8 protein-coding genes are annotated in these 12,911 nt (G+C 62.6%); 3 read left to right on the forward strand and 5 right to left on the reverse strand.

Annotation, left to right across the window (positions count from 1 at the left end; all coding sequences use genetic code 11):
• Together QU481_RS04990 and QU481_RS04995 are read right to left on the reverse strand one after the other, a co-directional pair.
• Nucleotides 1-3,153, reverse strand: coding sequence for an efflux RND transporter permease subunit (locus QU481_RS04990; protein ID WP_289828799.1), 3,153 nt, complete (start codon nucleotides 3,151-3,153; stop codon nucleotides 1-3).
• 14 nt (nucleotides 3,154-3,167) lie between these two features.
• Entirely contained in the window at nucleotides 3,168-4,373 is a 1,206-nt protein-coding gene (locus QU481_RS04995) for an efflux RND transporter periplasmic adaptor subunit (protein WP_289828800.1), read from the reverse strand.
• A gap of 276 nt (nucleotides 4,374-4,649) precedes the next feature.
• Here QU481_RS04995 and QU481_RS05000 point away from each other — a divergent pair, with 276 nt between their 5' ends.
• Complete coding sequence (locus tag QU481_RS05000) at nucleotides 4,650-5,261, forward strand: TetR/AcrR family transcriptional regulator (protein ID WP_289828801.1); 612 nt, start codon at nucleotides 4,650-4,652, stop codon at nucleotides 5,259-5,261.
• Between the two features lie 9 nt (nucleotides 5,262-5,270).
• On the opposite strand, the gene QU481_RS05005 is transcribed toward QU481_RS05000, so the two are convergent.
• A complete protein-coding gene (locus QU481_RS05005; protein ID WP_289828803.1) occupies nucleotides 5,271-6,161 on the reverse strand; it encodes a DNA-3-methyladenine glycosylase family protein in 891 nt (296 codons plus the stop codon).
• 174 nt (nucleotides 6,162-6,335) lie between these two features.
• Nucleotides 6,336-8,912, reverse strand: a complete 2,577-nt coding sequence (gene clpB / locus QU481_RS05010; RefSeq protein ID WP_289828805.1) for an ATP-dependent chaperone ClpB — start codon at nucleotides 8,910-8,912, stop codon at nucleotides 6,336-6,338.
• Nucleotides 8,913-9,324: 412 nt separating this feature from the next.
• Here clpB and QU481_RS05015 point away from each other — a divergent pair, with 412 nt between their 5' ends.
• Nucleotides 9,325-11,022 (forward strand): PHA/PHB synthase family protein, encoded by a 1,698-nt coding sequence (locus QU481_RS05015; protein WP_435381906.1) that lies wholly within the window; start codon nucleotides 9,325-9,327, stop codon nucleotides 11,020-11,022.
• A 79-nt stretch (nucleotides 11,023-11,101) separates the two neighbouring features.
• Nucleotides 11,102-12,283: an acetyl-CoA C-acetyltransferase gene (locus tag QU481_RS05020; RefSeq protein ID WP_289828808.1), complete on the forward strand. Its 1,182-nt coding sequence runs from the start codon at nucleotides 11,102-11,104 to the stop codon at nucleotides 12,281-12,283.
• Nucleotides 12,284-12,365: 82 nt separating this feature from the next.
• Here the strand turns inward: QU481_RS05020 and QU481_RS05025 are convergent, their stop codons facing one another.
• Nucleotides 12,366-12,836, reverse strand: a complete 471-nt coding sequence (locus tag QU481_RS05025) for an OsmC family protein (RefSeq protein WP_289828810.1) — start codon at nucleotides 12,834-12,836, stop codon at nucleotides 12,366-12,368.
• Between the last annotated feature and the right edge of the window lie 75 nt (nucleotides 12,837-12,911).

Below are 12,911 nucleotides of genomic sequence, written 5' to 3' on the forward strand. Positions count from 1 at the left end.
TTACTCCTCGGCCGTTGCCGGCTCCGCCGGGGCTTTCCCCTTGGGTGCCTTGTCATCGATCTTGAACAGCTTGTGCACCACCACGAAGAACACCGGCACGAAGAAGATCGCCAGTGCGGTAGCGCTGATCATGCCGCCGGCCACGCCGGTACCGATCGCGTTCTGGCTGCCGGAGCCGGCGCCATGCGCGATCACCAGCGGCAGCACGCCAAGCAGGAACGCGATCGAGGTCATCAGGATCGGGCGCAGACGCATCCGCACCGCCTCCAGCGTGGCTTCGACCAAGCCCTTGCCCTGCTCGTGCAACTCCTTGGCGAACTCGACGATCAGGATCGCGTTCTTCGCCGACAGACCGATCGTGGTCAGCAGGCCAACCTGGAAGTACACGTCATTCGGCAGACCGCGCAGGCTCGCGGCCAGCAGTGCGCCGACCACGCCGAGCGGCACCACCAGCATCACCGAGAACGGAATCGACCAGCTTTCGTACAGCGCGGCCAGGCACAGGAACACCACCAACAGCGAAATCGCGTACAGTGCCGGCGCCTGCGAGCCGGACGCTTTCTCCTCATACGAGAGGCCAGTCCACTCGTAGCCGATGCCCGCCGGCAACTTGGCGATCATGTCTTCCATCGCCCGCATCGCCTGGCCGGTACTCTTGCCCGGCGCCGGCGAGCCAAGGATTTCGACCGAAGAGATACCGTTGTAGCGTTCCAACTTCGGCGAGCCGTAGGTCCAACGCGCGGTCGAGAACGCCGAGAACGGCACCATCTCGCCCTTGTTGTTACGCACGTACCACTTGTCGACGTCCTCCGGCAGCATCCGGAACGGCGCATCGGCCTGTAGATAGACCTTCTTTACCCGACCCTTGTCGATAAAGTCGTTGACGTAAGAGCCACCCCAGGCGGTCGCCAGGGTCTTGTTGATGTCTGTCAGCGACAGGCCCAGCGCCGACGCCTTTTCCTGGTCGATGTCGATCTTGTACTGCGGGTTGTCGTTCATGCCGTTGGGGCGCACCGCGACGACGTCCTTGCTCTGCTTGGCCATGCCAAGCAGCATGTTGCGTGCTTCCATCAGCTTTTCGTGGCCGACGCCACCGCGGTCCTGCAGCTGCAGGTCGAAACCGGTAGCGTTACCCAGCTCCATCACCGCCGGCGGAGCAAACGCAAACGCCATCGCGTCCTTGATCTTGCCGAATGCAGCCATCGCGCGGCCGGCGATCGCACCGACCTTCTGGTCGGGTGAGTTACGCTCGTCCCAGTCCTTCAGCTTCACGAAGGTCAGGCCCATGTTCTGGCCGCGGCCGGCGAAGCTGAAGCCCACCACCGAGAACACCGACTCGACCGACTTGCTCTCGTCCTTCAGGAAGTGGTTCTCGGCCTGCTCGATCACCCGCAGCGTGCGCTCTTGGGTGGCGCCGACCGGCAGCTCCACGTTACTGAACAAGATGCCCTGGTCTTCGTCCGGCAGAAACGCGGTCGGCATGCGCATAAACAGGAACACCATGATGCCGATGATTGCGCCGTAGATGATCAGGTAGCGGCCGCTCTTGGCGAGCATCCGCCCCACCACCGACTGGTAGCGCGCGTTGCTGGCATCGAAGGTACGGTTAAACCAGCCGAAGAAGCCGGTATCGACCGCGTGATGGCCCTTGGCGATCGGCTTGAGCATGGTCGCGCACAAGGCCGGGGTCAGCACCAGCGCCACCAGCACCGACAGCGCCATCGACGACACGATGGTGATCGAGAACTGGCGATAGATCGCACCGGTGGAGCCGCCGAAGAACGCCATCGGCACGAATACCGCCGACAGCACCAGCGCGATGCCGACCAGCGCGCCGGTGATCTGGCCCATCGACTTGCGGGTCGCTTCCTTAGGCGATAAGCCCTCCTCGCTCATCACCCGCTCGACGTTCTCCACCACCACGATCGCATCGTCCACCAACAGGCCGATGGCGAGCACCATGCCGAACATCGTCAGCGTGTTGATCGAGAAGCCGGACGCCGCCAGCACCCCGAAGGTGCCCAAGAGCACCACCGGTACCGCGATGGTGGGGATCAGCGTCGCGCGGAAGTTCTGCAGGAACAGGTACATCACCAAGAACACCAGCACGATCGCTTCGACCAAGGTCTTCACCACTTCGTGGATCGACAGCTTCACGAACGGGGTGGTGTCGTACGGGTAGACCACCTTCAGCGACGGAGGGAAGAACTTCTGCAGATTGTCCATCTTGGCGCGCACCGCGTTGGCGGTGTCGAGCGCGTTAGCATTGCTTGCGAGCTTGATCGCGAGACCCGATGCCGGCTTGCCGTTGTAGCGGCTCAGGACCGAGTAGTCCTCACCACCCAGTTCCATCCGCGCCACGTCCTTCAGCAGCACCTTGGAGCCGTCCGGGGTCACCTTCAAGAGGATGTTGCCGAACTGCTCAGGCGTCTGCAGACGGGTCTGTGCAGTGATGGTCGCATTGAGCTGCTGGCCCGGTACCGCCGGGGCGCCGCCCAATTGGCCGGCCGACACCTGCACGTTCTGCGCGCTGATCGCGCTGCTGACATCCAGCGCGGTCAGCTGGTAGCTATTGAGCTTGTTCGGGTCCAGCCAGATCCGCATCGCGTACTGCGAGCCGAACACCTGGATGTCGCCAACGCCCGGCAGACGACTGATCGGGTCCTTGATATTGGCCGAAATGTAGTCGCCCAGGTCGTTCTTGTTCATGCTGCCATCGGTCGATACCAGGCCGATGATCAAGAGGTAGTTCTTGGTCGCCTTGGCCACCCGGATACCCTGTTGCTGCACTTCCTGCGGCAACAGCGGCGTCGCCAGCTGCAGCTTGTTCTGCACCTGAACCTGCGCGATGTCCGGGCTGGTGCCGGCCTTGAAGGTCAGCGTGATGGTCGCGGCCCCGGACGAATCACTGGTCGACGCCATGTACATCAGGTTGTCGATGCCGTTCATCTGCTGTTCGATCACCTGGGTCACGGTGTCTTCCAGCGTCTTGGCCGACGCGCCCGGATAGGTGGCGGTGATCGACACTGACGGCGGGGCAATCGCCGGGTACTGCGACACCGGCAGGCTGAAGATCGACAAGGCGCCCGCCAGCATGATCACGATCGCGATCACCCAGGCGAAGATCGGCCGGTCGATAAAGAATCTAGACATGCGTCTCTCCCGCCTTAACCCGCCACCGGCGCCGAGGCGGCCGGCTTGACAGGCGTGGCTTGCACCGCGGTCAGGTTGGTCGCGGCCACCGGCTTCACCGGCGCCCCTGGTTTGATCTTCTGCAGGCCTTCCACGATCAGCTGATCACCGGCATTGAGACCCGAAGTCACCAGCCAGCTGGCACCGATCGCGCGGCTGGTGGTCAACTGGCGCAGCTCGGCCTTGCCGTTCTTGCTCACCACCATCGCGGTTGCCCCACCCTTGTTGTCTCGGGTTACGCCCTGTTGCGGCGCCAGGATCGCCTCGTTCTTCACGCCCTCGACCAGTTGCGCACGCACGTACATGCCCGGCAGTAGCTCATGCTTCGGATTCGGGAACACCGCGCGCAGCGTGATACTGCCGGTGCCTTGATCGACGGTCACCTCGGACAACTCGAGACGGCCCTCCAGGGGATAGCTGCTGCCGTCTTCCAGCGTCAGCTTCACCTTGGCGCCGTTTTCGCCGTCATTCTGCAGCTGACCTTCGGCCAACTCGCGCTTGAGCTTGAGCACCTGGGCGCTGGCCTGCGTCACGTCGACATAGATCGGGTCGAGCTGCTGCACGGTGGACAGCGCTACCGTCTGATTGGCGGTAACCAAGGCGCCCGGGGTCACCGACGAGCGGCCGATACGCCCGGAGATTGGCGCCGTGATACGGGTGTAATCGAGGTTGATGCGCGCGTTATCGACCGCCGCCTTGGCCGAGGCGACGTCGGCCTCTGCCTGCTTCAGCGAGGCGCTCACATCGTCGAAGTCCTGCTTGGACACGGCGTTGATCGACACCAGCTCCTTGTAGCGGTCGGCCTTGAGCTTGATCGAGCCCAGATTGGCGCGCGCCTTGTCGAGGGCGGCCTTCGCGCTGTCATAGGCAGCCTGGTAGCTCGCCGGATCGATCTGGTAGAGCACCTGGCCAGCCTTGATGTCGCCACCTTCCTTGAACAGGCGCTTCTGGATGAGACCACCGACCTGCGGACGCACCTCCGACACCATATACGGCGCGGTGCGCCCCGCCAGCTCGCTGGTCAGTGCGACACGCTGCGGCTGGATCGTCACCACGCCGACCTCGACCGGCCCGGTCGCCGCCGGCGCGTTGGCGGCGACGGATTTGCCGCAGCCCGCCAGCGCGATGCTGCCGGCGATCAGGCCGACGGCAAACAATGCGCGTCTTGTTCCACTCTGCATAAGCTACCTCAACTGAAAAAACGACAAGACCGCCCGGTCACCCCCGGAACGGTCACCACCCACAAAGTCGCCTGCGTTATCACATGCTTTGTCAACACCGAGCCAGTCGGGCTCCGGTGCTTTCGCGACGACGGGTTATTTGGAAGAACGGCGAATTCAAATTAGAATGAACGATCATTCTAGAATGAGCATTCTAAGATTGCGGCAACTAGATTGACAAGCGATTAATTACGCACGGTACTACATAAACACAAAAAAGACCGTCAGGAGGGTCAAATGGTTCCGAATCCAGGGCGATGCGAGCGTGAAAGTGCGACATTGCGCCGCCAGCAGGTGCTCGACGCCGCCGCCGACTGTTTTCGCCGACACGGTTTTCATAGCGCCGGCATGGCACAGATCGCCCGCGAAGCCGGCATGAGCGTCGGTCACATCTACCACTACTTCGAAAACAAGGAAGCAATCATTGCCGCGATCGTCGATCGCGACCTTGTGCGCATTATCGAAATACTGGAAGGCTTCAGAAACGCAGAAGACATCATCAAGGCCATACTCAACCGGGTTGCCGTCGACATCGACACGCATACCGACGCGCGCGATTCAGCGCTGCAGCTGGAGATCCTGGCCGAATCATCGCGCAACCCGGAAGTCGCCAAGATCACCCGCACAAAGGACGCGATTGGCCGGAAGCTGCTGGGCGAGACGATCGAGAACGGTCGCCGCCAACGCGGCTTGCCACCGCTACCGGCAACCGATCTCGATGCTCGCATCGACGTGATGATCGCGCTGTTCGAAGGCCTCAACTGCCGTGGAGTGTCGCACCCGCAGCTGAACCGCGACGGCATCTCCGCCGTCCTCGACAAGGTGTTGCGCCAACTGCTGGAAGACTGAGCCGAGCGCTCAAGCCTCGCTCTTGCTGAGGCTCGCCCACAGGTGGGCCGCAGCCAGCGAGCGAAATGGCGCATAGCGACCGAGCACCCGTTCCGCGTCGGTCACCGTCAGCTTCCCTTCACTGCCAGTCAATGTCGTTAGCGCATTGCGCACCGCCACATCACCGTGCAGCGAGCAGTCGGCCATGCCCAAGCCGCGCAGCAAGGTATAGTGAGCGGTCCACGGGCCAATACCCTTAACCGCCGTCAACTGCCGCTCGGCGGTCATCGGGTCACAGCCGGCCAACGCCTCCAGATCCAGCTCTCCCGCTGCCACCTGCCGCGCCACACGCACCAGTGTCTCGCTCTTGGCCCGAGTGAACTTGAGTTCACCCAATTCTTCCGGCGTCAGATCGGCCAGTTGCTCCGCCTGCGGGTAGCACCACAGCCCGCTCGAATGTCTGCGCCCCGCGCGCTCGATCAGTCGCCGCCGCAAGGTAATAGCGAAAGCGAGGTTGATTTGCTGGCCGGTGATTGCCCAGGTCAGTGCCTCGAAGGCGGTCGCGGCCTGCGGGATGCGCAACCCCGGCTGGCGCGCGATCAGCGACCCGAGTAGTGAGTCGTCGCAAAACCGGGTTTCGAATTGCCGCGGCTCCAGGTGCAGCCCGAGCATTCGCTCAACGATGCCGGTGAGCCTCGCCACATCCGCCCCCTCTCCGCGTCCGTCACCGTCGAAACGACACAACGCCACCTCCTCGCCCAGCTCGATGGTCAGCACGCCAGCCTGACCGTCCAACAACAGCCCTTTCCTAAGCCTCCCGCCGTCTACCCGCTCGGCCAGTTGCAAGGGGTCGCGACCGTGAAAGGCCAGCACTTCGCTGCGGCGGAACGCCGGCGGCAGTGGAACGACAAAATCGGGCACGATGGGTTTCTTCCGGACGGCTGGACAAGGCGATGAGTGTTGCCGATCCATTGCAGCAGGGCAATCCGATTCTTGCTCTCCCCCTCTTCACGATGCAGGCCGACACTTCCATAAAAAAGAGCCCCCGTCTGGGGGCTCTCTGGCTTGGCCGCCTCTGCGGCCAAAGCGGACAGCTCACTCGAAGACCAGCTCGCCGTTCTTCGCGTCGATCAGCACCGTCGCCTTCGGCGGGTACCTGCCGGTCAGGATCGCCTTGGCAAGTGGGTTCTCGATCTCGCTCTGAATCGCCCGCTTCAGCGGCCGCGCGCCGTATACCGGGTCGAAACCGGCCTGGGACAGCTCGTCGAGCGCGGCGTCGGTGACCTGCAGCGATAGCTCCAGCTTGGCCAGACGCGCCTCCAGGCCCTTGAGCTGGATGCGAGCGATCGACTTGATATGCTTCTCGTCGAGCGCGTGGAACACCACCACCTCGTCAATCCGGTTGATGAACTCCGGCCGGAAGTGATTCTTCACCTCGGCCATCACCGCCAACTTGATCACTTGGTAGTCATCGGTATCCATCGTCTGGATCACTTGGCTGCCGATGTTCGAGGTCATCACCACCACGGTGTTCTTGAAGTCCACCGTGCGCCCCTGGCCATCGGTCAAGCGGCCGTCGTCCAACACCTGCAAGAGGATGTTGAACACGTCCGGGTGCGCCTTCTCCACCTCGTCGAGCAGGATCACGCTGTACGGCTTGCGACGCACCTGCTCGGTCAGATAGCCGCCCTCCTCGTAACCGACATAGCCCGGCGGCGCACCGATCAGACGTGCCACCGAGTGCTTCTCCATGTACTCGGACATATCGATGCGGATCAGGTGGTCCTCGCTGTCGAACAGGAAGCTCGCCAGCGTCTTGCACAGCTCGGTCTTGCCCACCCCGGTCGGGCCGAGGAACAGGAAGGAGCCATAAGGCTTGTTCGGATCGGCCAGCCCCGAACGGCTGCGGCGGATCGCGTCGGACACCGCATGCACCGCCTCATCCTGGCCGACCAGGCGTGAATGCAGCACCTCCTCCATCTTCAAGAGCTTGTCGCGCTCGCCCTCCAGCATCTTGGCTACCGGGATACCGGTCATCCGCGACACCACCTCGGCGATTTCCTCGGCCCCCACCTGAGTGCGCAGGAGACGGTTCGGCTTCTTCTCGCCGTCACCGGCTGCCTCGGCTTCCTTCAGGCGCGCCTCCAGCTGCGGCAGCTTGCCGTACTGCAGTTCGGCCAAGCCTTGCCAGTCGCCCTTGCGCTTCAGATCCTCCATCTGCACCTTGAGCTTGTCGATCTCCTCCTTGATGCTCTGGCTGCCCTGGGCACTGGCCTTCTCGGCCTTCCAGATCTCCTCGAGGTCAGCATAGTCGCGCGACAGTGCCTCGATCTCTTCCTCGATCAGCAACAGCCGCTTCTTCGACGCCTCGTCGGTTTCCTTTTTCACCGCCTCGCGTTCGATCTTCAGCTGGATCAGACGACGGTCGAGCTTGTCCATCTCCTCCGGTTTGGAGTCGAGTTCCATCTTGATCTTGCTCGCCGCCTCGTCGATCAGGTCGATCGCCTTGTCCGGCAGAAAGCGGTCGGTGATGTAGCGGTGGGAGAGCTCGGCAGCAGCCACGATCGCCGGGTCGGTGATGTCCACACCGTGGTGGATCTCATAACGCTCCTGCAGACCGCGCAGGATGGCGATGGTGCTCTCCACCGACGGCTCGTCGACCAGCACCTTCTGGAAGCGGCGCTCCAGCGCGGCGTCCTTCTCGATGTACTTGCGGTACTCGTCAAGCGTGGTCGCGCCCAGGCAGTGCAGCTCGCCGCGCGCCAGCGCCGGTTTCAGCATATTGCCCGCATCCATCGCGCCCTCGGCCTTGCCGGCGCCAACCAGGGTGTGGATTTCGTCGATAAAAATCAGCGTGTTGCCGTCGTCCTTGGCCAGGTCGTTCAGCACCGCCTTCAGGCGCTCCTCGAACTCGCCGCGAAACTTCGCGCCGGCGATCAGCGCGGCCAGGTCCAGCACCAAGAGGCGCTTGTGCTTCAGCGACTCCGGCACCTCGCCGTTGACGATGCGCTGCGCCAGGCCCTCGACGATAGCGGTCTTGCCGACACCCGGCTCGCCGATCAGCACCGGGTTGTTCTTGGTGCGACGCTGCAGCACCTGGATCGCACGACGAATCTCGTCATCGCGACCGATCACCGGGTCGAGCTTGCCTTCGCGCGCCCGCTCGGTCAGGTCGAGCGTGTACTTCTTCAGCGCCTCGCGCTGGCTCTCCGCATCGGCGTTTTCCACCGTAGCGCCACCGCGCACCGCGTCGATCGCGGCGTTCAGCGCCTGGGCCGATGCGCCGTGCTCCTTGAACAGCCGGCCGGCCTCGCCCTTGTCTTCGAGCAGCGCCAGCAGGAACAACTCACTGGCGATATAAGCATCGCCGCGCTTCATCGCCGCCTTGTCGGTCAGATTGAGCAGATTGCCCAGCTCGCGCGACACGGTAATCTCGCCACCGGTGCCCTGCACGCGCGGCAGGCGATCGATCGCGCTCTTCAGCGCATGGCGCAGGCCGGCCACGTTGACGCCGGCGCGAGCCAACAGGCTGCCGACGCCGCTGTCGGTGTCGTCGAGCATAGCGACCAACAGATGCTGCGGCTCGATATAGGGGTTGTCGTTCGCAACGGCCAGACTCTGCGCATCCTGGATGGCCTGCTGGAACTTGGTGGTCAGTTTGTCAAATCGCATGGAGCAAATTCCTTTCTACGATCGTCATCACGAACCTTAGTTGGGTGACACCAATAAATTTTTCAAGTCTTGCTGCATTGCACACAAAAATTGTCAGACAATCAACAGCACCAACGACCCGTAACCTAATTTTCGCTTGCCAAACGCAACGATTAGGGGGAAAACTCTACGCAGGTGCAGCACAGCGGATTACCGCCTTGTGTCGCGTGCCCTCAGGCAAATCGTGCATTTGTCATAAATTGCTGTTAGATTTTCGTATCAGTTCGGGAACCAACCACCCGCTCGAATATCAGCGCCTGCTTCATCATGCGCAGGCTGCCGCGTTTTGCCTAGGAGACTGTTTGTGAGCCAGGATACCCACGCCTCGCTGGAGGCGTTTTTCAACAACCTGACCGCCGCCAACCAGAAATGGATGCAGCAATTTGTCAACACACTGACGCTGGGCCAGCAGACGCCTGATCAGCCGCCCGCCTCGGTGACCGATGCCTGGGCACAGCTGGTCAGCAACGCCAGCCAGTTCGTCAACCTGCAGACCGAGCTCTACCAGCAACAGCTCGGCCTGTGGCTCAATTTCCTGGGCCAGAAGCCTCAAGACGGCACCGCGGCCAAGAGCGGTGACCGCCGCTTCGCGGCTCCGGAGTGGGACGAGCATCCGTTCTACAGCTTCCTGAAGCAGAGCTATCTGCTCACCTCCAAATGGATGCTGGAGCTGGTTGACCAGGCACAGCTCGAGGGCGACACCAAGGAACGCATCAGCTTCATCACCCGCCAGTACGTCGATGCGATGGCCCCGTCCAACTTCATGCTGACCAATCCCGAGGTGATCAAGCGCGCCATCGAGAGCAAGGGCGAAAGCCTGGTCGAAGGCATGAAGAACATGGTCGACGACATCCAGAAGGGCCACATCTCGATGTCGGACGAGACGCACTTCGAGATCGGCGTGAACATTGCAACCACCCCGGGCGAGGTGGTGTTCCGCAACGAGCTGATCGAGCTGATCCAGTACACCCCAACCACCGAGCAGGTGTACGAGAAGCCGCTCTTGATCGTGCCGCCGTGCATCAACAAGTACTACCTGATGGACCTGCAGCCGGAAAACTCGATGGTGCGCCACTTCGTCGCCCAGGGTTACCGGGTGTTCTTGATCTCGTGGCGCTCGGCAACGCCGGCGATGAAGCATTTCACGTGGGATAACTACATCGAGCAGGGTGTGATCGCCGCCAGCGACGCGGTGAAAAAGATCACCAAGCAGCCTACGATGAATGCGTTGGGCTTCTGCATCGGTGGCGTCATCCTCGCCACCTCCCTGGCTGTGATGAAAGCCAAGAACATCAACTGCTTCGACTCGGCTACCTTCATGACCTCGCTGCTCGACCACTCCGAGCCGGGCGACATCAAGGTCTACGTCGATCCCAATATTATCGCCAGCCGCGAAGCGAAGCTCGCCCAAGGTGGCATCATCAGCGGCAAGGAGCTGGGCCGCAGCTTCGCCAGCCTGCGAGCCAACGACTTGGTGTGGAACTACGTCGTCAACAACTACCTGCTCGGTAAGACCCCGCCGCCGTTTGACCTCTTGTACTGGAACAACGATGCGGTCGACCTGCCGCTGCCGATGCACACCTTCTTCCTGCGCCAGTTCTACATGAACAATGCGCTGGTGAAGCCTGGCAGCATCTCACTGTGCGGTGTGCCGGTGGACGTTAGCAAGATCGACATTCCGATCTATGTGTTCGCCGCCCGTGAAGACCACATCGTGCTGTGGCAAGGTGCCTTCAACGGTCTGAAATACCTGAGCAGCGCACCGAGCCGCCGCTTCGTGCTGGGTGCCTCGGGCCACATCGCCGGTTCGATTAACCCGGTGACCAAGGACAAGCGCAACTACTGGGTGAATGAGAACCTGCCGGAATCGCCGGACGCCTGGTTCGAAGGGGCGGAAAGCCGCCCGGGCAGCTGGTGGAAGGACTGGGACAGCTGGCTCGCCCCGCAGTCGGGCAAGCATGTCGCCGCACCGAAGGCCCAGGGCAACAAGGAATTCCCGCCGCTGCTACCGGCCCCGGGTTCCTATGTGCGCGCCAAGGCTTATGCACCGCAGGTGGTTCACCTGCACTGAACAAACAAAGCTGGCCGAAGACGCCAGCAAGCTGACCCGCCGGGGCAACCCGGCGCCCTCTATACGGAGATGAAACACAATGCAAGACGTAGTGATTGTTGCCGCCCGCCGCACTGCCATCGGTAACTTCGGTGGCTCTCTTGCCAAGATTCCTGCCCCGGAGCTGGGCGCTACCGTAATCAAAGCTCTGCTGGAAGACACCGGCCTCGCCCCGGAACAAGTCTCTGAAGTCATCCTCGGCCAAGTGCTCACCGCAGGCGTCGGCCAGAACCCGGCGCGTCAGGCGCTGATCAAGGCTGGCCTGCCGGTCACCACCCCGGCCACCACCCTGAACGTGGTGTGCGGCTCTGGCCTTCGCGCCACCCACCTCGCCGCCCAGGCCATCGCCAACGGTGACGCCGAGATCGTGATCGCCGGCGGCCAGGAAAGCATGTCGCTGTCCCCGCACATCCTGCCGGGTTCGCGCGACGGCTTCCGCATGGGTAACACCCAACTGGTCGACACCATGGTCTACGACGGCCTGACCGATGTGTACAACCAGTACCACATGGGCATCACTGCCGAGAACATCGCCGAGAAATACGGCATCAGCCGCGAAGAACAGGACCAGCTGGCTACTGCTTCGCAGAACCGCGCCGAAGCTGCCCAAGCTGCCGGCAAGTTCGACGCCGAGATCGTGCCGGTGCTGGTGCCGCAGCGTAAGGGCGACCCGGTTGCCTTTACCCGCGACGAGTTCATCAAGGCCGGTGCCACCGCCGAAGGGCTGGGCAAGCTGCGTCCGGCCTTCAAGAAGGATGGTTCCGTCACCGCCGGCAACGCCTCGGGCCTGAATGACGGCGCCGCGGCTGTGCTGATGATGTCGGCCGACAAGGCCAAGGAGCTGGGCCTGAAGCCGCTGGCCGTGGTGCGTGGCTATGCGCTGTCCGGCTGCGCGCCGGAAATCATGGGCATGGGCCCGGTCAGCGCCACCCGCAAGGCACTGGCGAAGGCCGGCTGGAGCGTCGAAGACCTCGACCTGATCGAGGCCAACGAAGCGTTCGCCGCCCAGGCTCTGGGTGTCACCCGCGAGCTGAAGTGGGACCTTTCCAAGGTCAACGTGAACGGCGGTGCAATCGCACTGGGTCACCCGATCGGCGCATCCGGCGCCCGCGTGCTGGTAACGCTGCTGCATGAAATGCAGCGCAGCGATGCCAAGAAAGGCCTGGCCACGCTGTGCATCGGCGGCGGCATGGGCGTGGCACTGGCGGTCGAGCGTCCGTAAGTCAACTTCATGTCATGAAAAAACCGGGACTGCGGTCCCGGTTTTTGTTTACCCATCGTGCGCGTTCAGGCAGCGATCCGGCTCAGTCGGCAAACCGCGGCTCGCAACGCACCTCGGTCTTCACTGAGTTGGCAATGAAGCAAGCCTCGTGTGCCGCATGATGCAGCGAGTCCACCTGCTCCCGGCTTGGCTGATGCTCTCCGCCAAACACCACCAGCGGGCGCAGCACCACCTCGGTCATCGCCAATTTCTTCTCGGCATTGCGCGCCATCTTGCCGACAGCCTCGTCGTGATAGCTGTCCACCGTCCAGCCCTGCTCCACCGCCAGCGACAGGAACCACAGCATGTGGCAGCTCGACAGCGAGGCGACGAAGGCCTCCTCCGGGTCGATCGCCGCTTCGCTCGAATACGGCAGTGGCACCACATGGGGTGACGACGAAGCCGGCACCTCGACGCCGCCATCAAAACGCCAGACATGGGCCCGGCTGTAGCGGTTGTCGGTAAAGATCTGCCCATCGCGCTGCCAGGCGACGGTGGCGGTATACGAGGCCATCGGGATTCCGTTCGTGAAAAGCCGGCGACAATGCCGCCCCCACCATAGCATGGCCATTGCATAAACAAAAAGGTT

The sequence above is a fragment of the Crenobacter oryzisoli genome (assembly GCF_030385785.1).
Taxonomy (GTDB): domain Bacteria; phylum Pseudomonadota; class Gammaproteobacteria; order Burkholderiales; family Chromobacteriaceae; genus Crenobacter_A; species Crenobacter_A oryzisoli.